We start from the raw sequence: 20,925 nt of genomic DNA, 5'->3' as shown, positions 1-20,925 counted from the left end.
TTCAAAAAGCATCCTATACAGGGTGCTTTTTTTATGCCTTAATAAAATGGCATGTAGTTTCATGCTTAAAAAACAATGATCAAAAAAGGATATTTTATGAAACATTCGAAAATAGCTTTAGCCCTGACAGTTGCTGTTTCAACACTGTCTTTAACCGCTTGTAATGATGATGACAATTCGTCTAGTTCACATCAACAATCAAGCTATGTGTCTGAAGGGAACTATGCTTTAGATACCGTGGAAAATAGTTCATCTATTAAAGTCATGACTTATAACCTGACGAATGTGCAGGGGAAGACAGCGACCGCAACGGCAATGGTTTTATTTCCACAGGTAACTCAACCTAAAGATGGTTATCGTGTGGTGGTCTGGGAGCATGGAACGGTTGGAGGTGCAGATGATTGTGCCCCAAGTAAAAACGTCATTCATCCTCGCTTCAAAATTTTAGCAAATAGCTTATTGGCTGCAGGTTATGTCATTGTTGCCCCTGATTATGAGGGGTTGGGTACACCAGGTGTACATCCTTATTTGAACTTATCTAGTCAGGCTAATTCCGCAATTGCAGCGGTAAAAGCGGCAAAAGAGCATTACGGTAAGCAGTTAAATGGCGCTTGGATGTCGATTGGTCAATCACAAGGTGGGCATGCTTCTTTGGGTACAGCAGAATTTGCCAATACAGATACAACTTATAAGGGGGCAGTAGCAGGTGCACCTGCATCTAGTCTAGGGCAAATTATTCAAATTTATCTTGATCCACAGTTTAATCTGGATACGAATGGCGTGCCCAAAGCACATGGTCTTAATAGGTTAGATGAGCAATTACAACAGGTTCGTTATGCAGTTGCAAACAAGATCATTACAGCAGAACAAGGACAAGCGACAATTGATCAAATTGCAGATGGTTATGCTGAACTTTTGGCTTATGCAGCACTGGCAAGCTCAGGTATTAAAGCGTATCAACCTGATTATGATTTAAAAAATATCTTTACCGCTGATGCTGCTGATATTGCAGAAAGTGCGTATGGTCGTAATGGTGATGATGGTGCCTGTTTGAGTTATCCAGAACCGAATAGTGCCAATGGATTACAAGAACAATTTAAAGCTGGCGTTGTAGAGTTTTTGGCAGATCCAACCCATTGGACTTCACAGTATGGTATTGATTTAAATAAAATGAAATCAGATCCAGTGGTTCAGAAATTCTTGGTTGATAATCAGCCTGCAACTAATGCGACTGCTGCGAAAGTGATTAAAACTCCTGTATTTATTATTCAAGGTGCAAATGATCAAGCCGTACTGCCTGTGGTAACACAAGCCTTATATGCAAACATGAAAGCGAACGCGACCAGCTACTTCCCACAACAGGCTTATGCTGATGGTTATAAATTAACGATTGTACCGAATGCGAGTCACACCCAAGCTATTGTTTGTCAAAATGCAAATGCGGTTGATTTTATACAGACTTATATGTCTGCGGGGACAGGTATAGTGTTAACTGATGCAGAAAAAGATGCGAGTAGCAACCAACATTGCACAGGTATCGTGCCATCATAGTATAGATGGAATGATTTGATTGTAGAAAGAGCCTCATGATTAAGGCTCTTTTTGTTATAGTGTTGGCCCATTGAAATTTTAATATGTGAAAAATAGGCTTATTATGGTGAAATCAGCAAATAAATTAAGCCCAAAAGTCATACTGGTGGCAAGTCTAGGAATTGTGATCCCGCTTTTTATTTTGACGATGGCCTATGTAGCAGTAAAAAGTGATGCGAAAAACCAGGCTGAATATCAACGGATTAAAGAGAAGCAGCAGCAACTCATTCAAGAAAAAATGGCGGCTGAAAAGCGATTAGCAGAACAAAAGGCGAGTGGAGCAGTAGAGCGCTAGCCTATGCGCTTTTTGCAGAAGCATAATAATCCAGTTGTTTGTGTAATTGTCGTATGCTGGGAATTTCAGTAAAACGTAGAACCATATAACCTGCTTCATTCAACATCGCATCACGCTCTGCATCTTCTTGTTCTTTGCCTAGGTGGGAAGGGTCATCCAACTCAATAATGACCACCACATCCAATTGCTCATTCAATAAAACAAAATCGGTAACTTTACGGTTAAATTTGGCCCGTATTTTATAGTGATCACTGGTAATCAACGAACTAAATGAAACTTGAGCGAGAATATGATAGCGCGGAAAGGCTTCTTTTAAGCGAATAAACATTTTACGTTCAAACGGCGTAATGACGTGTTTGGCATAAAATTTTTGCTTAGAGCGAAACAGGTCAGGGTAGACCATCATCACTAAGATAATAGTGGCGAAGCAGCCGATGATAAAAAAGATGATTTGACTCAGATTGAACACAATATTTTCTATCGCAAAGAAAAAACCCACTCGAATGGAGTGGGTTTTTAGAATTTTGGCTCTCCAACCTGGGCTCGAACCAGGGACCTGCGGATTAACAGTCCGTCGCTCTACCGACTGAGCTATTGGAGAATCTGCACGCATTCTATGTGCCAAAGCACGCAGGGTCAAGTCTTTGCGCTGATATTTTTATGAAATTTACGTTAAATGATTTAAAAATAAACGCTTTAGCTTTTATCGAAGCTGTGCTGAATACTATATCTTTAGCGTCATCAACTTAGCTTAATATTTAATGGTATTGGTCAGTTCTATGAAAACATGGATTGAGAAGGAGTAGATATGGGTTTCTTGATTGCACACTGATGATATAAAAGAAAAAAGCCCAAGGCATTGTGCTTGGGCTTTTTAAAATTTGGCTCTCCAACCTGGGCTCGAACCAGGGACCTGCGGATTAACAGTCCGTCGCTCTACCGACTGAGCTATTGGAGAATCTGAAATGCAGTATAGAGAAATTTATACATGGGTCAAGTTACAAAGCCAAAAAAAGCTAAATTTTAGATTAATTGTTTTTTTTCTAAGCAGATTGATAGGCTTATCTGCATTTTTAGGCAAAAGAGAAGGCGCTGATGTTTGAAAAAGTTGATCTATAAAAAAAGCCCAAGTCATTATGCTTGGGCTTTTTAGAATCTTGGCTCTTCCACCTGGGCTCGAACCAGGGACCTGCGGATTAACAGTCCGTCGCTCTACCGACTGAGCTATGGAAGAATAGTGGCTCTCCAACCTGGGCTCGAACCAGGGACCTGCGGATTAACAGTCCGTCGCTCTACCGACTGAGCTATTGGAGAATCTGATGCGCATTTTAGGGAGGAAAGGGAAATGGGTCAAGTAAATAATATAAAGAAATGAATTGTTTGCTTTATAAATATGCGTTTAGGCATCAAAAACAAAAAACCGCTCAAAAAGAGCGGTTTTTTCAAATAAGACGAATCTTATTTTTCAACGCCAGCAGCTTGACCTGCATATTTCGCGTTTGCATAATCCCAGTTTACAAGGCTTTCAAGGAAAGTTTTGATGTAAACAGGACGTGCATTACGGAAGTCAATGTAGTAAGCATGTTCCCAAACGTCAATGGTTAACACTGCAACTTTACCGTGTGCAAGTGGAGTGTCTGCATTTGAAGTTTTAAGGATAGAAAGGTTGCCATTTACTTCGTCAGCAACTAACCAAGCCCAACCTGAACCAAATTGAGTTGTAGCAGCAGCAGCAAATTCTTCAGCGAATTTTTCGTAAGAACCGAATGCTTCATCAATTTTAGCAGCTAAAGCACCTGTTGCTTTACCACCACCGTTTTTAGCCATACAGTTCCAGTAGAATGTGTGGTTCCAAACTTGCGCTGCATTGTTGAAGATACCTGCTTTAGATGCATCGCTAGCAGAAGCTGTGATGATTTCTTCTAAAGTTTTACCTTCAAGGTCAGTACCCTTGATTAGGTTGTTTAGGTTAACAACGTAAGTATTGTGGTGTTTGTCGTGGTGGAATTCTAAAGTTTCTTTGCTGATGTGCGGAGCAAGATCTTCGTAGCCATATGGAAGTGCAGGTAAAGTAATGGTTGTCATGTTTCATTCCTTGCAAATTTGCTGGGTTTTACTTTAAGTGCATTTATTGTAAATGATTCTAGAGACAATAGGGCAGTCTTTTAATACACAAAATATGCAAAAATTTTCGCAAGGAGACATATCGGATACACAAGATGTAGTTAGAGCCTTTTGCACGAAATATGTGCATTTGAGCAGGCTCTAAGTTACTTTAATGGGTTTACTGATCTGAATAGACTGCGATCAATAACTAATCTTTAGATTGTAGAGCCATATCATAACGACGATTAACTTCATCCCAATCGACCACATTATAAAAGGCATTGATATATTCAGGACGACGGTTCTGATATTTCAGATAATAGGCATGTTCCCATACATCTAAACCGAGAATGGGGGTATGCCCCCACATAATCGGGGAGTCCTGATTTGCACTACTTTCAACAATGAGTTTGTTTGTAGGGGTCACGCTCAGCCATGCCCAGCCACTGCCAAAACGGCTAATCGCTGCTTTGGTAAATGCATCTTTAAACGCATCAAAACCATCGAGTTGCTCATCAATAGCCGTTGCCACAGCTCCTGTAGGTTGTCCACCGCCTTGTGGACTCATGACGGTCCAAAACAGTGAGTGGTTGGCATGACCACCTGCATTATTGATCACCATATTTTTAAGATCAGTAGGAACATCATTCACTTTTGCAACCAGTTCCTCTACTGAAAGTTTCTCCCATTCTGTGCCGGCAATCGCGCCATTAATGTTATTGATATAAGTTTGGTGGTGTTTACTGTGGTGAATTTCCATCGTTTTTGTATCAATATTAGGTTCGAGCGCATCGTATGCATAAGGAAGAGTGGGTAAAGAATATGCCATGTGTTTGATTCCTTTAATCATTCAAAATTGTTTATGGATGTTTTTCAAAGCAGTTTTATTATCTGCTTAAAAGTAAATGAGAATCAATATGTTTATTATTTACAATTTTATGGTATGAATTGAAATAAATTTTATGATTCATATTCGTTTGAATCTTAAGCGTATATGAAACAATGATTTTTTGAGTTGATGCTATGCTCTGATACAAGAATAAAAATATTGAAAATAGTATTTTAAATTAATGGCTTGTTTAAATTATGGTTTGGGCTGATATGGTCAGTAAAAGCTTATGGGAGAGCGGGATGAAAAGAGCTTCATCCCAGTGATTGCTTAAATCGGGTTATTTAATTCGAAATAAACATACTCAACATCAAATTGTGCTACAAGGGCTTGACCTAATCGTTGCACGCCATAGCGCTCAGTCGCATGGTGTCCGCAAGCAAAATAATGCACATCGAGTTCTTTGGCTTCATAGAAAGTACGTTCACTGACTTCACCTGAAATATAGGCATCACAGCCTTGTTCAGCGGCTTTGACAATAAAATCTTGCGCACCACCAGTACAAAAACCGACTTTTTGGATCATGGTCTTGTCTGCAGGAAGATGGGTCACATCAAACTTTAATTTTTCAGAAATGAATTGTTTAAAGTCTTCCACAGGCATCGGTTGTTTTAAATAACCGATATTGCCAATAGGATGACGTTCAGAGGGGTCAAGCGCTTCAATCTGTTCTAGATCGAGCAAATCAGCAATCGCTGCATTGTTTCCAAGACTTGGATGGCTATCGAGTGGAAGGTGATACGCAACTAAAGAAAGATCATGCTGAATGAGACTCTTAATACGTTTACCGCGCATCCCTGTGATAGGGTAAGCTTCACCTTTCCAAAAATAGCCATGGTGCACCAGTAACAGATCCGCATTTTCTCGAACTGCAGCATCAATCGCATCTTGTGATGCTGTAACCGCAGCTAAAATTTTACGCACTTCAGCCTTACCCTCAATCTGCAGACCATTGGGTGCATAGTCCTTAAATTCGGGAGATTTTAGGGTTTGGTCACACCATTGGATAATGTCTTTTAATTTTGCCATATCGACTTAAAAACTCATTTAAATTGATTAGATCGGAACTTATTGTTTATTGTAACTAAAGCATGACAAAACTCTTGCTTATTTTTGTGCTAGAGGTTGAATTTCGCTTTACAATAGGCATAAATTACTTAGTCATCAATGAATTAAAACATTTTAGAGGGTGGAATCGTGCGCAGGACTTTTTCCTGGTTACCTTGGGTATTACTCATTTTAGTCATTGCTGGATTTTTTGCGTGGCAGCAGTATCAAAAACCAAAAGCGCCTGTAGCTTCGGACGGTATCAAAATGCCTGCTGAAAAGGTCGAACCTTTAATTAATACGACGCGTACGGGTGGGGTGGTTTCTTATAGTGCTGCGGTGAAAGTGGCTGCGCCAGCAGTGGTGAATATTTTTACTACACAGAAAGTTAAACAACTCGATCATCCTCTACTTAATGATCCTGCATTCCGTGAGTTTTTTGGTAATCAAATTCCAGATCAGTTTAGTCAAAATAAAAATGAAAACAGTTTGGGGTCTGGAGTAATTGTTCGCCCAGATGGTTATATTTTGACAAATAACCATGTGATTGCTCAAGCAGATCAAATTGTGGTCGCACTGAATGATGGCCGCCGTGCAGTGGCAAAGGTGATTGGTACAGATCCTGATACGGATTTGGCTGTGATTAAAATAGAACTATCCGATTTGCCTGTCTTACCGTTTAAGTTGAGTGGTAATGAAGTAGGTGATGTTGTATTGGCGATTGGTAATCCCTTTGGTGTGGGTCAAACAGTAACTCAGGGGATTGTGTCGGCAACTGGGCGCTCTGATTTAGGCATTAATACCTATGAAGATTTTATTCAAACCGATGCTGCGATTAACCCAGGTAACTCAGGTGGCGCGCTGATTGATGTTGCAGGGAATTTAATCGGGGTCAATACCGCAATTTTCTCGCAATCTGGTGGTTCTTTAGGCATTGGTTTTGCGATTCCTGCAAAAATTTGTCAACAGGTACTAAATTCTATTCTCAAAGATGGTCGTGTTGTTCGTGGCTGGTTAGGTATTAGCTTACTTCCTGTCGAGCAAGTGAATATTTTAGAGCCGAAAGGACCAGGTGTGGTTGTAGCGGACGTATTGAAAAATGGCCCAGCTGCCAATGCTGGTTTAAAGAAAGGCGATAAAATTATTAAAGTAAATGAAGAGGTGATTACTTCAACTTCACATTTAATTAACTTTGTTGCGTTACAAGCTCCCAATAGCACCATTCAAATCTCGATTGAGCGTGATGGAAAACCAATGAATGTTGCTGTGGTCGTGGGGGAGAGAAAAGAGCAAAGTCAAGATTCACAGTTTATACCCTTACCTGAATAATACTGTAAACCATAAAACTAGAATGCCTCTGTACTCAGAGGCATTTTTTATGGATGCTATGAATCAATGTAATTAAAGTTGCGGGTGGGTACAGGTTCTGGGCTTAAGAATCATTTGGTTATTTAGAGTTAAGGAATCGAAGACACTTACTGACTTTTTATCTCATTGTGTATGAGTTGTCCTTAACAAGATCGAGATGCTTTGGATACTTTCTGCAATTTATAGTGAAATCTATACGAGCCTGTGACAGACAGAGCAGTCTATTTACTTGTAGTTGACTGAAATATTAATTCAAGCTCTTTGAAAAATTGTCTGGGTGGAGACTTATCAAATTTTCATGCAATTTATCATTAGCTCTATTGGATTTAGTTGAAATTTGAACAACTTATCATGATGATGAATCATCTTCGCCATACGGTAAGGCTAAAACTATACTTGAGCATAAACGAATCCCTTTGTGTGTCTTGAGCTACGTTACAGTTTGGAGATATTTAGGTTACATATGCCTTTTCTAAATATATTCTTCATCGAATTCAGTTTGTTAGTACAGTGGATGGTTTCCGTTATAGGCAATTATGGCTCGATTTTTAGATAGAACAGTCTCTGGAGAATTGCTATTTATGAGGTGTTTTATATAAGTGAAGTTGGAGGGTGTTTTGAATCGACAAGCCTGTTTTAGAGATACGATGCGTAAAAAAATAGCGACCGAAGTCGCTATTTTTGTATTTAAAAATTAAGCTTCTTGTTGGATACCTGCAACTAACCAGTCTTGGCTAGAACCCGCAGGTTTTACAAAATGCCAAACTTCAGTAAACGGCTGAGGTAAGCTGTTAAGATCTTCACTTACTGTGCCCGTAAAACGTACACTTACTACGTATTGACCATTTTCAGTTGCAGAATCTGCAACCATCGCATTCAGGTTTGAAAATTCAGCTACATCCTGATCTTGATTTGCCATGATATCTTGATACATAGACTGATAAAGATCTGGTGTTAAATAACGCTGAATCTCAGAAATGTTACTTGCTGTATTCATAGATTGAATATGGTTAAAACGTTGACGCGCGATACGTAAGAACGCAGCGGGCTCTGTACCATCAGGAAGCTGACTGCCACTGTTGGTATATGCTGCGCCAAAAGGTGCATTGTTCTGCGGAGCAGCAGTTGAGCCACCTACGGATTGACCAAAGATGTTGGTACTGTCGTTAGATGTACGTGGTGCAGCTTGTTGGCCAAACGGTGATTGATTAGAACCACTGTTTGGCGCATAAGGATTAGCCGCTACTTTTTTTTTTGCGCCCATTTTACGGAAAATGAAGAAAGCAACAGCAGCGGCAAGTAAAATCCAAATCCAACTTGGAATGCCACCTTTTTCTTCCTGTGCTTGCGCTTGAGAAGCAGAATTGTCATCTGCCAATGCATTTGCAGCAACAGCACCAATTGCAGCACCCGCTACACCTGCTGCAACCATACCCCCTACGCCTGGGCCAGATTTAGCTGGAGCCGTTGCAGGCGCAGTAGGTTGTTGAGCTGGAGTTGCTTGACGAGGTTGTTGATAAGACTGAGTTGGTGCAGCTTGACGGCTCATGCCGTGGCTTTTACCACCACCTGCACGTTTAGCTTCTGCAGCTAAAGGTGCAACTAAAAGAGCCGCTGTTAATAAACCAGCAATCAAGCCACGCTGTCGAACTTCCATCAAATTTTCCTACTCTATAAAAAATAAATATTGACTCTACCTTTATGCAGTCTTTTATCCTAAATTTCAATAAAAAACGTGTATATTTTAGTTGAGTTCATCACTTAAGCTCATTGCTTCGGTTAAAGCTTCATGTAAGCGTGCAACTGAAATGACGGTAACACCTGCAATATCTTTTTGTGGTGCATTACCACGAGGCAGAATAATGTACTTAAATCCATGTTTAATGGCTTCTTTTAAACGCTCTTGACCATTAGGAACAGGGCGAATTTCACCTGAGAGTCCGACTTCACCAAAAACAGCTAACTGTTGTGGCAAGGCTTTCGCTCGAAGACTAGAGGCACAGGCCAATAAGACGGCTAAATCAGAGCCTGTTTCGGTGATCTTTAACCCTCCAACCACGTTCACGTAAACATCTTGTCCAGATGTTTGCACGCCACCATGACGATGCATGACTGCCAAAAGCATATTTAAACGGTTTTGTTCTAAGCCTAAAGCGACCCGACGTGGTTGACCATGCGCATCATCCACCAAAGCTTGCACTTCGACCAAGAGTGGGCGAGTACCTTCACGGCTAATCATCACGATTGAACCGGGAATCGCCTCATCATAACGGCTTAAAAAAATTGCCGATGGATTCGCTACTTCTCTTAAGCCTTTATCTGTCATGCCAAAAACACCGAGTTCATTGACTGCGCCAAAACGGTTTTTAACAGCACGAATCATTCGGTAACGTGAGTCGGATTGACCTTCAAAATACAACACGCAGTCCACCATATGCTCAAGTACACGGGGCCCTGCCAGTGAACCTTCTTTGGTGACGTGTCCTACAATAAACAGTGCGGTTCCACTATTTTTAGCAAAACGTGTCAGTAAGGCTGCAGATTCACGAATTTGAGATACACCACCCGGTGCAGATTGGAGTGTCTCGGTATACAGTGTTTGGATCGAATCCAGAATAGCCACAGCAGGGCGTTCATGTGCAAGTACTTCACAAATACGCTCAACACAGGTTTCTGCCATAACTTTGAGTTTATCTGTTGGTAGGTCGAGGCGGCTTGCACGTAAAGCAACTTGAGAGAGTGATTCTTCACCAGTGACATACAAGGCTGCGCTATTGGCTGCCGCCATATGGGTTGCTGTTTGCAGTAAAATGGTCGATTTACCAATACCAGGATCCCCCCCGATTAGGACGACAGAACCTGTAACTAAGCCCCCCCCTAACACCCGATCAAATTCGCCTATCCCTGTTGCTAGGCGTGTTTCATGCGAAACTGAAATTTGGTTTAATGTGGTAATTGCTGCGGCTTGACCTGCATAACCCCCGCCCATTTTAGGCTGTGCGCGATGGCTGACAGCAGGGGCAATACTGACTTCATTTAAGCTGTTCCATTCACCACACTCTGAACATTGGCCTGCCCATTTTGGGTGATCTGCGCCACATTGTTCGCAACGATATACACTTTTTACTTTTGCCATGCTCGATTGGGTGCACTATTTTAAGATTAGACTGCTTCACAGCATACAGAGGATTGGATTTGAAATGAATGCTCAAAATCAAAAAGCCACCCGAAGGTGGCTTTGATATACAGACTTGCAAAGGAATTTTCAAAGAGACTAATACAACTCACCTGATTTTCGTTTTTCGATAAAATCACGTGACTCTTTCACAATGACTGTTGAGAGTAATAGCAAAGCAATTAAGTTTGGAACGGCCATCAAACCATTAAAGGTGTCTGCAAATAACCATACGAGATCAAGAGATGCAACGCAGCCAATGAAAACGGATGCGATGTAAATAATGCGGTACAAGAGGACATACTTTTCGCCCAGTAAATAAGTACAGCATTTTTCACCGTAGTAGCACCAACCTAAAATGGTCGAATAAGCAAAGAACACAATACCAAAAGTCACGATCCAACCACCGACTCCAGGAAGTAACTTATCGAAAACATGGGTTGTTAAAACTGCGCCTGTTTCTCCTCCAAAGCTATTGCCAGCCATGATAAAGCCCATGACCAATACAATCCCCGTAATACTACAAACAATAATAGTGTCAATGAAGGTGCCTGTCATAGAGACCAAACCTTGACGCGCAGGGTGATCTGTTTTTGCAGCAGCGGCGGCAATTGGTGCTGAGCCCATACCTGCTTCATTTGAGAAGACGCCACGTGCAACACCATAACGAATCACCGCACCAATCGCACCACCCGCTACTGCTTCACCAGTAAAGGCATCCCGGAAAATTAGCTCAAGTGCAGGCATAACCAATTCAAGATGGTTAAAGATAATGATCAGACCGCCGAGGACATAGCCGATAGCCATGATGGGAACAATGAAAGAAGCTGCTTTGGAAATAGACTTAATTCCACCCAAAATCACTAAGGCAGAAAATACAGTAATGACGATGCCTGTGATCCATGTTGCAACTCCTGTGCTGTTTTCTATAGCCAGTGCAACGGTGTTGGACTGTACGGAACTACCAATACCAAATGAAGCCAATGTGCCAAAAAGGGCGAAAATTAGTGCCAACCATTTCCATTTTAAGCCACGTTCAATGTAGTACATTGGGCCACCCGACATTTCGCCTTTTTCATTTTTGATGCGGTATTTTACGGCCAGTACACCTTCACCATATTTGGTGGCCATACCGAACAGCGCAGTCATCCACATCCAAAACACAGCCCCTGGACCACCTAAAACACAGGCTGTTGCCACACCTGCAATATTACCTGTACCAATAGTCGCTGATAGCGCGGTCATCAATGACGCAAAATGAGAAATATCTCCTGCATGTGATTTGGCATCCTCGTGTTTTCCAAAAACTTGTTTAAAGGCCAAAGGCAACATGCGAATTTGCCAAAAAAATAAACGTAGGGTGAGAAATATACCTGTCCCAACAATGAGGACCAGCATGTAGGGCCCCCAGACCCAGCCACTAATCATTTCCATAAATGTTTGTAAATTTTCTGTATTCATTTTTCTTTTGATCCTCTATGTTTTAAAACTTGAAATTTCTATAAAAAATTTGAGTTTTATTAAGCAATTGATATGCCATAGTCATGCATCCTGCACGATTTCTTGTCTTTTTTAGTCTTGGTCTATTTGTTGCATGGAATTTATTTTTTGACAAGCATTTTGAGATTTTTTTCTGAACAGCCCTTGGAGCATGATTTATTTCAAGGGAAATATAAGAAAAATTAATTAACTTTTCAAAATATGTTGAAAAAATAGATTAATGCAATTTTGTTTTTATTTTTGTGTTTTTTTCGGGTAATTTTGGCGGTTGGATATATAAGATGACATCAAGAATGAGTTTAGAAAATACAGAATCGACCTCTGAACAAGGCGATTTAAAACGGAGTTTGTCCAATAGGCATTTACAATTAATTGCGATTGGCGGTGCAATTGGTACAGGTCTCTTTATGGGGTCGGGGAAGACCATTAGCCTTGCTGGGCCGTCTATTCTCATCATCTACATGATTATTGGTTTTATGGTGTTTTTGGTCATGCGTGCGCTTGGCGAATTACTACTATCGAACTTGAAATATAAGTCATTTATTGACTTTTCAACGGATTTGATTGGGCCGTGGGCAGGTTATTTTGTCGGTTGGACATACTGGTTATGTTGGATCACCATTGGTATTGCTGACTTATCAGCCATTATTTATTACCTGCAGTTCTTTAATGGAGGCTTGCCTTTCACTCCGGGTGAAGGGGTGATGATCAGTATTGCCGCCATAGTCTTTATCATGGGTTTAAACCTAGTGACGGTGAAGTTGTTTGGTGAGCTTGAATTTTGGTTTGCACTGATCAAAATTATTGCAATTGTTGTGCTCATCGCTGTGGGTTTGTGGATGATCTTCACAGGGTTTACCTCAACAGCAGGTGAGGTCGCATCCTTTACGCATCTTTGGTCACATGGTGGGATTTTCCCTACAGGCGTGACAGGCTTCCTTGCTGGTTTCCAAATCGCTATTTTTGCCTTTGTTGGGGTGGAATTGGTAGGTACGACTGCTGCTGAAACCAAAGATCCTGAAAAGAATTTGCCTAAAGCAGTCAACTCGATTCCAATCCGTATCATCATTTTCTATGTGTTGGCTTTAGTGATTGTGATGTCTGTGACTCCATGGAACACAATTGACCCTACAGTCTCGCCATTTGTGAACTTGTTTAGCCAAGCGGGGATTGCTGCTGCTGCCATCATCATGAATTTGGTGGTGCTGTCTTCTGTGATGTCATCCATGAACAGTGGTGTGTTTTCAACTTCGCGCATGTTGTTTGGTTTGTCACGTGAAGAGCAAGGTCCAAAAGCATTTGGTCATTTAAACAAACGTGCTGTTCCTGCCAATGCACTGTATTTTTCTGCAGTGTGTTTGTTGTTGGGCGCAGCGCTTCAATATTTTGTTCCAAATACAGTTGAAGCCTTTACTTTGGCAACCACACTTTCGACGATTTTGTTTATCTGTGTTTGGATTATGATTATCTGGAGCTACATTGTTTACTATAAAACTCGTCCAGAATTACATGCAAAATCAACCTTTAAACTACCAGGCGGTTTATTTACCTGTTGGTTTGTGATTATTTTCTTCATTGGTGTGATTTATGTGCTGTCTTTAGAAGCCGACACCATGAAAGCTTTAATGGTGAGCCCAATTTGGTTCATTATTTTAATTATTGGTTATTTTGGTTTTTACAAACCGAAAAATAAATAATCACTGTGATTGAGAAAAACACCAGTCTTTAACTGGTGTTTTTTTTTCACACACTATAATCTTTAGCGCTTAGTGGTTTGGTCATGTCTCTTGATCAGGTTATACTTCTTCAAAATATTAAATAGGTGGTCAGATGCGTTCTGTCATTTGCTGCATCAGTGTCTTGGTGATGAGTACTGCATTCATTGGTTGTGGTCAATCTGGTGCATTACATATGCCAAATGATCCAAACTACGACAAACGGGCAAAATATTTGCTTTATAAAGATGCCGCTGAAAAACCAGTTGCACAAAAGGAAGACTCAACATCCGTTAAGCAAGAGTTTGCTGCACCTTTAGTTGAAACCAATCAACCTTAATCCCTTAAACGCTTCATAGAAAGGATACATTCATGAGTTTTACCCGCAATCATGGGGTTTTGCAGGCCGAGCAATGCTCACTGCAACAGCTTGCGCAGCAATTTGGTACGCCACTGTATGTTTATTCAAAGGCCACTTTTGAAAAGCATTACACAGAAATGGATCGTGCTTTTGATTTTATTGATCATCAAATTTGCTTTGCGGTCAAGTCGAACTCAAACATTGCAGTATTGAATGTTCTTGCGAAGCTGGGTGCTGGTTTTGACATTGTGACGGGTGGGGAACTGGCTCGAGTGCTAAAAGCTGGTGGTGATGCTTCTAAAATCGTATTTTCGGGTTTAGGTAAAACTGAAGCAGACGTTCAAAAAGCCTTAGAAGTGGGTATTGCATGCTTCAATGTCGAGTCTTATGCAGAGTTGGATCGGATTCAAAAAGTTGCAGCCAAGCTCGGCAAAAAAGCACCGATTTCACTGCGCGTTAATCCAGATGTAGATGCGAAAACGCATCCTTATATTTCAACAGGCTTGAAAGAAAATAAATTTGGAATTCCGTCTGATGCGGTCTTTGAAACCTATGCCTATGCTGCAACCCTACCGAATTTAGAGATTATTGGGATTGACTGCCATATTGGTTCACAGTTGACTGAGACACAACCTTTTGTTGATGCCTTAGATCGTATGATTTTGATGATCAATCAACTGAAAGCGATGGGCATTCAGTTGAAACATATCGACATTGGTGGTGGTTTAGGCGTGACTTATAAAGATGAAGTCCCACCAACTGTGTTTGAATATGCCAATGCAATGAAGCCTGCTTTAGAAAAATTAGGTTTGAAAGTGTATATGGAGCCAGGACGTAGTATTTCTGCAAATGCAGGTGTGTTACTGACCAAAGTTGATTTATTGAAGCCGACTGTGCATCGTAACTTTGCCATTATTGATGCAGCTATGAATGACTTGATTCGTCCTGCGTTGTATGAGGCGTGGATGGATATTCAGCCCGTTACACCTCGTTCGGATGTTGAGGAACAAGCGTGGGATGTGGTTGGGGCGATTTGTGAAACGGGTGACTTCTTAGGTAAAGAGCGCATGCTTGCACTGAAAGAAAATGACCTGCTTGCTGTATTGGGTGCCGGAGCCTATGGTTTTGCCATGAGCTCAAACTATAACAGTCGTGGCAGAGCTGCTGAGGTGATGGTGGATGGTGATCAAGCGCATTTGATTCGTGAGCGTGAAACCATTGAGTCACTTTGGGATAAAGAACGTTTATTGCCTGAAGGATAATGCAGATGTTTTTAGAATTTACCAAAATGCATGGTCTAGGCAATGACTTTATGGTGGTTGACCTCATTAGCCAAAGAGCTTTTTTGGATACGGTAACGATTCAACGTTTGGCTGACCGTCATTTTGGCATCGGGTTTGATCAGCTTTTGATTGTTGAACCACCTGACTTACCCAATGTTGACTTCAAATATCGCATTTTTAATGCCGATGGTTCTGAAGTTGAACAGTGTGGTAACGGGGTTCGCTGTTTTGCCCGCTTTGTGCATGAGCGTCAATTGACCACGAAAACCAAGATTAAAGTACAAACCAAAGCAGGAATTGTGGAACCTGAACTCGGCCAAAATGGCTGGGTGCGGGTGAACATGGGCTATCCAAAATTTTTGCCGCAGGAAATTCCATTTATTGCGGATGCGCCTGAAGCTTTGTATGACATTGCTTTGGCAAATGATGAACAGCTTACAATTGATGTGGTCAACATGGGTAATCCGCATGCAGTCACTATTGTTCCTGATGTGATTAGAGCTGATGTTGCAAGGATTGGTCCTCAGGTGGAGTCACATGAGCGTTTTCCACAACGTGTCAATGCTGGTTTTATGCAGATTATTGATGAAAAACATGCGCGTTTGCGTGTGTTCGAGCGTGGCGTAGGCGAAACACTTGCATGTGGTACAGGGGCATGCGCCGCAGCAGTTTCTGGTATGCGCCGTGGCTTACTAGCCCCATCAGTTGAGATCGAGCTAGCTGGTGGTAAGTTACATATCGAATGGCGTGACGGCGATGTGGTTTGGATGACAGGTCCAACCGCAAATGTCTACGAAGGACGTATTGATCTGAGTTATTACCAAAACTAATTGAGACTCACATAAGAAGCACTGATTCGTCAGTGCTTTTTTATGCAAAATGAAAGACACATCTAAAAAGCTTAGACAGTGTTACTATGCAAAATATAAGCATTCTTTATTTGACTGAACAATAGAGGCGATTTGTGACCTTGGAGCCCATGCAACTGCTCGCGATGTGGTTAAAACAACGAGAAATACAAAACCAGTCTGTGCATACTTTGCAGGCTTATGAGCGTGATGTGTCTGATTTTTTACTGTTCTGTGAGCAGAAAAAACTTCAACTTAATGATGTTGAAGCAACCGATTTGCGTGAATATGTGGCACAAAAAGTTGAACATCAACAACTTAGTTCTAGCAGTTTACAGCGGATGTTGTCTGCGATTCGTCAATTTATGAAATGGGCTGAGCAAGGGCAATATTTGGCTTTTAATCCTAGTGATGACTTTCAGCTTAAACGTAAACCACGTCCTTTACCGGGCTTGGTCGATATTGAAACCATCAATCAAATTTTGGATCAGGCTTTACCTGAAAAAGAAGTCGAACAGCAAATGTGGTACCGCGACAAAGCATTGCTTGAGTTGCTCTATGCCAGTGGATTACGCCTAGCAGAAGTACAAGGCTTAAGAATTAAAGATATTGATTTCAATCGACAGTTACTACGTATTACAGGTAAAGGGAATAAAACTAGAGTCGTGCCATTTGGTTCTAAAGCCAAAGAGGCAGTGATGAAATGGCTAAGCATTTATCCACTGTGGAATGGGGACTTTGTTCCTGATGCACAAGTTTTTATTACACAAAAGGGCAATCCTTTGGGGATGCGCCAGATTGAAAATCGGGTCAAGTTTCAAGCACAGCGTGCAGGGGTAAATATTGATCTGCATCCGCACTTACTCAGGCACTGTTTTGCCAGTCACATGCTGTCAAATAGTGGTGACTTACGCGCGGTGCAGGAAATGCTAGGGCATAGTAATTTAAGTACTACACAAATTTATACGCATGTTGATTTTGACCGCCTAGCGCAGGTGTATGACCAGACGCATCCCAGAGCACAGCAGAAATCTAAAAATTAGTGCATTGGTTTTTAAAAATAAAGTCACAAAAGTTTGGTAATATTTCGTTGAATGTTTTCAGCCAAAAGTTGATTTAAGTGAGCTAAGAATAAAGTGGATACAAAAAAAGCAGAATATTAATAAAAAATTCGGCATTATTTTTGCTTTGTAATCATTGAAATAAACCCATTTGGTGACTGCGCTTAACTCGAAAAAACACTATTATGAACTTTTGTAGAATAATCATTTAGCAAAAATTAGAGTATAAACTTAAAAATAGGATTGGCTTGTTGTTCCCTGTTCAGAAAAATGGTGACTTTAAGCTTATATTGAAAATGACAAGTGTGAATATAGGTCAGTAGATGATTTCAGATATACAAGCAAAGTATGATCAACTTAGTTCAGCGCAAAAAGATATTTTTGCGGGTTATGGACTACGTCAAGTTAAACACTTTGTTGAAATTAGTTTAGCCAATATTGAGCCAGTACTGCCTGAAAATGCATTTGTTCAAGGGGTTAATGCTGCGGGTAAAGTTCAGGCGTTCAATCCAGAAACTGGACAATATTATCTTTGGATTTCTGATTTACAGTGGCAAGCAACAACTCAGCCATCAAATAGCATTGATTTGAAAGAGGACTTTCTTGAAGTCTGGAAAATTTTTAATCTTGAACAATATGAATTGATTGATTTAAGTCATATTCATCGTGATTTTTTAGAAAGTCAGTTGGCTTAATGCTATAGAGTGTATGCTCAAATAGCGGGCTGTTTTGATCGAGTTTTGGATGATTAAAATAGCCACGATGTTGCATGGCCAGACGTTTCATCATGGCTTCAGAAGCTATGTCCTGAACTGCGGTAAAGGCAACGATTTCATTTAATTTTAAAATAGAAAAAGCAAAAAATAAGCAAGCCTGTGCCGCTTCAGTTGCATAACCTTGATGCCAAAACTTTGGATCAAATTGCCAACTGATTTTAATACAAGGTGAAAAATCAAAGCGTTCAGGTTGAATATGTAAACCTGTATATCCAATAAACTTTCGCTTGTACTTCAATTCAACCGCTCAAAAGCCCAACCATTTTGATTGATGAATTGTTGAAATGTTGGCGCAAGGGCATCGTTTTCTGTTTGCGTGAGCGGACTTGGAAAATAACCTATCACTTGGGCATCGGCATTTAACTTTGCAAACGCATCAAAATCATTTGCATGCCATGATCTTCAGCGTAAACGCTGAGTTTCAATGCTAAAAGGTTTTGACCTGGTCATCAAATTTCATCAAGCGGGAGTTGAAAACTTTGCTTAATAATTTGGCTAGGCAGGTCTGTTTTGACACTGGTAATGCCATTCTTTTTAGTTAAATGTGTCGATTGAAATTTGCGATAGCTTTCTAAATCAGGTACCACGACTTTCAGCATTGCATCGCATTCTCCTAAAATAATGTAGCATTCCATAACTTGAGGGAGTTCTTTCATTGCCTCAATAAAAGTATCAATGGTTTCCGCATCCTGTCCCACCAACCAAATACGTGAAAACAGAATCAATTGCAGACCAATTTTTTGCGGGTCGACCACAGTTGTATAGTTTTGAATGACACCTGCTTCTTCTAAAAGTTTGACACGTCTTAAACACGATGAGGGTGAAAGGCCAATTTCACGGGCTAGGTCATTATTTTGAATACGGCCATTGTCTTGCAAATAGCGAATGATATTTTTATCAATACGATCAAGTTTTATACGCACAGACTTTGGTGATTGTTTCATATCTTAGAATATAATTTGAAAAATACGTTTTATTATAGAATAAATTGAAAGCCAATTTTGTAATATTTCGCACATACTAATTTTCACTTTCTAAAACATGAAAGGGGAAAGGAAATGTCTGTATATGTACTCTTTGCACTCACAGTGCTGCCACTGATTTTTACACCTGGGCCAGATATGTTATTTATTCTGTCTCAAGTCATGGGCAAAGATGCAAAAGCAGGCATGATGGCAACAGTTGGCGTGTGTACAGGCTACTTACTCCATTCCATTTTAGTGGCTTTGGGTATTGCAGCCATTATTGTATCGTTTCCTGTTTTGTTTGAAACTATTCGTTGGTTAGGAATTGGCTATTTATTGTATTTGGCCTTTGGTTTATTAAAGTCAGTGTTTAGTAGCAAAAAACTGCAACTGGAACGTCAAGTGGAACGTAATCCAATCAAAAAAGGCTTTTTTACCGCGCTATTAAACCCTAAGGGAATGTTGATTTACTTTGCAATTTTACCGCAATTTATAGATAAGTCAGGTCATACAGTTAGCCAAGGCCTGATCCTTTCTTTGCTGTTTATTGCTATGATTTTTGTGGTGTACTGTAGTTTGAGCTTTGTTTTTGCAAAAATCACACAGAAGTCTCAAATAGATGCGCGTAAACAAAAATGGATTGATGGCACTTCTGGAAGTTTGTTGGCTTTGGCTGCAACATGGCTCATTGTGAACTAAGCTGAGATCAAAAGCATGTCTGAATGACATGCTTTTTTTTAATTGCGCTTTCAATAAAGCGTCATAAATAGCTTATATGATGTGATGTGGAAATGCAGAGAGTGTGACTTTAATTTACTCGAAAGCATTTCTATCTTAAATGACAAATTTCAACACCAAGACAAAGATGTGAACAGACAGTCAATAACTCGTAGTTGAAGCAAATTCGCAGAAAAGAAATCAGATCTGCCAATAATACAAATCAAATAAAAACATAATAAAAATCAATCCTTAATATATGTATGATTTTGTGCAAATAAACTGCGTATAAAAAAGTATGAACGCGACGTTCAGCTAAAATTACGCATTTTTACAGCTCTTTGATGAATTGTGACTTGACCGAAATGCCGTACACATTGCAAGATAGGGCACCTAAAAAAATTTAAGTGAAGAGTTAAACTAACTTTTCTCAACATTTACATTTGCTAAAACAGCCGAGGATTACATGAAGGCTCTTGTTGCTGTAAAACGTGTGGTTGATGCCAACGTTAAAGTTCGCGTTAAGCCGGACAACAGTGGTGTTGACTTAACAAACGTTAAAATGTCAATTAACCCATTCTGTGAAATCGCAGTGGAAGAAGCGGTTCGCTTAAAAGAAAAAGGAACTGTTTCAGAAATCGTTGTTGTTTCTATTGGTCCTAAAGAAGCGCAAGAACAGATTCGTTCTGCAATGGCGCTTGGTGCTGACCGTGGTATCTTGGTTGAAGCTGATGACAGCCAACTGGGTGCTTTAGAAATTGCGAAAGTGTTGAAAGGCGTTGTTGACGCTGAACAACCTCAGTTGATTCTTCTTGGTAAGCAAGCAATTGATGATGACTCTAACCAAGTGGGTCAAATGCTTGGCGCACTTCTAGGTGCAGGTCAAGGTACTTTTGCTTCTGAAGTTAAAGTTGATGGCGATAAAGTACAAGTAACGCGTGAAATCGACGGTGGTTTACAAACTGTTGAGCTTACACTTCCAGCAATCATCACGACTGACTTACGTTTGAACGAGCCACGCTATGCTGCTCTTCCAAACATCATGAAAGCGCGTAAAAAACCGCTTGATACAAAGTCGCCTGCTGATTTTGGTGTTACGACAACAACTAAACTGAAAACAGTTAAAGTTGAAGCACCTGCTGAACGTAAAGCTGGTGTACAAGTGAAGTCTGTAGACGAGCTTGTAGAAAAACTAAAAAATGAAGCGAAAGTGATCTAATACAGAAGGA

Annotated in this window: 19 protein-coding genes, 4 tRNA genes and 1 pseudogene; 11 read left to right on the top strand and 13 right to left on the bottom strand. The window is 40.5% G+C overall.

The features are described 5' to 3' along the window. The first annotated feature begins 96 nt into the window (after nt 1–96). Together B9T36_RS02560 and B9T36_RS02555 are read left to right on the top strand one after the other, a co-directional pair. Nucleotides 97–1,551 carry an alpha/beta hydrolase family protein gene (locus B9T36_RS02560; protein ID WP_086208003.1) on the top strand — a complete coding sequence of 485 codons (1,455 nt, stop codon included), beginning with the start codon at nt 97–99 and terminating at the stop codon, nt 1,549–1,551. A 103-nt stretch (nt 1,552–1,654) separates the two neighbouring features. After that, nucleotides 1,655–1,885, top strand: coding sequence for a hypothetical protein (locus tag B9T36_RS02555; protein ID WP_086208002.1), 231 nt, complete (start codon nt 1,655–1,657; stop codon nt 1,883–1,885). A 1-nt stretch (nt 1,886) separates the two neighbouring features. Here the strand turns inward: B9T36_RS02555 and B9T36_RS02550 are convergent, their stop codons facing one another. The 8 genes from B9T36_RS02550 to B9T36_RS02515 form a co-directional block, all read right to left on the bottom strand. Further along, nucleotides 1,887–2,354, bottom strand: coding sequence for a DUF2726 domain-containing protein (locus tag B9T36_RS02550; protein WP_139841337.1), 468 nt, complete (start codon nt 2,352–2,354; stop codon nt 1,887–1,889). A 56-nt stretch (nt 2,355–2,410) separates the two neighbouring features. Beyond that, nucleotides 2,411–2,486, bottom strand: a tRNA-Asn gene (locus B9T36_RS02545). A gap of 281 nt (nt 2,487–2,767) precedes the next feature. Further along, nucleotides 2,768–2,843 (bottom strand) — tRNA-Asn (locus tag B9T36_RS02540). A 200-nt stretch (nt 2,844–3,043) separates the two neighbouring features. Beyond that, a tRNA-Asn gene (locus B9T36_RS02535) sits at nt 3,044–3,119 on the bottom strand. Between the two features lie 4 nt (nt 3,120–3,123). After that, nucleotides 3,124–3,199, bottom strand: a tRNA-Asn gene (locus tag B9T36_RS02530). A gap of 144 nt (nt 3,200–3,343) precedes the next feature. Then, complete coding sequence (locus tag B9T36_RS02525) at nt 3,344–3,970, bottom strand: superoxide dismutase (protein ID WP_086208000.1); 627 nt, start codon at nt 3,968–3,970, stop codon at nt 3,344–3,346. Between the two features lie 229 nt (nt 3,971–4,199). Next, nucleotides 4,200–4,820, bottom strand: coding sequence for a superoxide dismutase (locus tag B9T36_RS02520; protein WP_086207999.1), 621 nt, complete (start codon nt 4,818–4,820; stop codon nt 4,200–4,202). 330 nt (nt 4,821–5,150) lie between these two features. Beyond that, nucleotides 5,151–5,909, bottom strand: a complete 759-nt coding sequence (locus B9T36_RS02515; RefSeq protein ID WP_086207998.1) for a Nif3-like dinuclear metal center hexameric protein — start codon at nt 5,907–5,909, stop codon at nt 5,151–5,153. Between the two features lie 168 nt (nt 5,910–6,077). On the opposite strand from B9T36_RS02515, the gene B9T36_RS02510 reads away from it, so the two are divergent. Next, entirely contained in the window at nt 6,078–7,256 is a 1,179-nt protein-coding gene (locus B9T36_RS02510; protein WP_086207997.1) for a S1C family serine protease, read from the top strand. 733 nt (nt 7,257–7,989) lie between these two features. Here B9T36_RS02510 and B9T36_RS02505 read toward each other — a convergent pair. From B9T36_RS02505 to B9T36_RS02495, 3 genes are all read right to left on the bottom strand, one after another. Then, complete coding sequence (locus B9T36_RS02505) at nt 7,990–8,952, bottom strand: Tim44 domain-containing protein (protein WP_086207996.1); 963 nt, start codon at nt 8,950–8,952, stop codon at nt 7,990–7,992. An 87-nt stretch (nt 8,953–9,039) separates the two neighbouring features. Next, nucleotides 9,040–10,431 (bottom strand): DNA repair protein RadA, encoded by a 1,392-nt coding sequence (gene radA / locus B9T36_RS02500; RefSeq protein ID WP_086207995.1) that lies wholly within the window; start codon nt 10,429–10,431, stop codon nt 9,040–9,042. A 138-nt stretch (nt 10,432–10,569) separates the two neighbouring features. Then, a complete protein-coding gene (locus B9T36_RS02495) occupies nt 10,570–11,931 on the bottom strand; it encodes an alanine/glycine:cation symporter family protein (RefSeq protein WP_086207994.1) in 1,362 nt (453 codons plus the stop codon). A gap of 332 nt (nt 11,932–12,263) precedes the next feature. Between B9T36_RS02495 and B9T36_RS02490 the strand changes: the two genes are divergently transcribed. The 6 genes from B9T36_RS02490 (at nt 12,264) to B9T36_RS02465 (ending at nt 17,933) form a co-directional block, all read left to right on the top strand. Next, the gene (locus B9T36_RS02490; RefSeq protein ID WP_086207993.1) at nt 12,264–13,667 is read left to right on the top strand and encodes an amino acid permease; all 1,404 of its coding nucleotides are present in this window, start codon (nt 12,264–12,266) and stop codon (nt 13,665–13,667) included. Nucleotides 13,668–13,800: 133 nt separating this feature from the next. Next, nucleotides 13,801–14,025 carry an LPS translocon maturation chaperone LptM gene (lptM, locus tag B9T36_RS02485; protein ID WP_086207992.1) on the top strand — a complete coding sequence of 75 codons (225 nt, stop codon included), beginning with the start codon at nt 13,801–13,803 and terminating at the stop codon, nt 14,023–14,025. A 32-nt stretch (nt 14,026–14,057) separates the two neighbouring features. Further along, a complete protein-coding gene (gene lysA, locus B9T36_RS02480) occupies nt 14,058–15,308 on the top strand; it encodes a diaminopimelate decarboxylase (protein WP_086207991.1) in 1,251 nt (416 codons plus the stop codon). Nucleotides 15,309–15,313: 5 nt separating this feature from the next. Continuing rightward, nucleotides 15,314–16,159 (top strand): diaminopimelate epimerase, encoded by an 846-nt coding sequence (gene dapF / locus B9T36_RS02475; RefSeq protein ID WP_086208247.1) that lies wholly within the window; start codon nt 15,314–15,316, stop codon nt 16,157–16,159. 149 nt (nt 16,160–16,308) lie between these two features. After that, nucleotides 16,309–17,220, top strand: coding sequence for a tyrosine recombinase XerC (locus B9T36_RS02470; protein ID WP_086207990.1), 912 nt, complete (start codon nt 16,309–16,311; stop codon nt 17,218–17,220). 341 nt (nt 17,221–17,561) lie between these two features. Next, complete coding sequence (locus B9T36_RS02465; protein ID WP_086207989.1) at nt 17,562–17,933, top strand: hypothetical protein; 372 nt, start codon at nt 17,562–17,564, stop codon at nt 17,931–17,933. On the opposite strand, the pseudogene B9T36_RS02460 reads toward B9T36_RS02465, so the two are convergent. Both B9T36_RS02460 and B9T36_RS02455 read right to left on the bottom strand, forming a co-directional pair. After that, nucleotides 17,860–18,464: pseudogene (locus B9T36_RS02460) on the bottom strand (GNAT family N-acetyltransferase). The gene B9T36_RS02465 and the pseudogene B9T36_RS02460 sit on opposite strands and share 74 nt — an antisense overlap. Continuing rightward, the gene (locus B9T36_RS02455) at nt 18,464–18,958 is read right to left on the bottom strand and encodes an Lrp/AsnC family transcriptional regulator (RefSeq protein ID WP_086207988.1); all 495 of its coding nucleotides are present in this window, start codon (nt 18,956–18,958) and stop codon (nt 18,464–18,466) included. Before B9T36_RS02455 ends, B9T36_RS02460 begins: the two are co-directional and overlap by 1 nt. 114 nt (nt 18,959–19,072) lie before the next feature. On the opposite strand from B9T36_RS02455, the gene B9T36_RS02450 reads away from it, so the two are divergent. Both B9T36_RS02450 and B9T36_RS02445 read left to right on the top strand, forming a co-directional pair. After that, nucleotides 19,073–19,678, top strand: coding sequence for a LysE family translocator (locus B9T36_RS02450; RefSeq protein ID WP_086207987.1), 606 nt, complete (start codon nt 19,073–19,075; stop codon nt 19,676–19,678). Nucleotides 19,679–20,162: 484 nt separating this feature from the next. After that, entirely contained in the window at nt 20,163–20,915 is a 753-nt protein-coding gene (locus B9T36_RS02445) for an electron transfer flavoprotein subunit beta/FixA family protein (RefSeq protein WP_086207986.1), read from the top strand. Nucleotides 20,916–20,925 lie beyond the last annotated feature (10 nt).

The sequence above is a fragment of the Acinetobacter sp. ANC 4204 genome (assembly GCF_002135205.1).
Classification (GTDB): Bacteria; Pseudomonadota; Gammaproteobacteria; order Pseudomonadales; family Moraxellaceae; genus Acinetobacter.
This window is presented reverse-complemented; position numbering and strand designations above follow the sequence as displayed.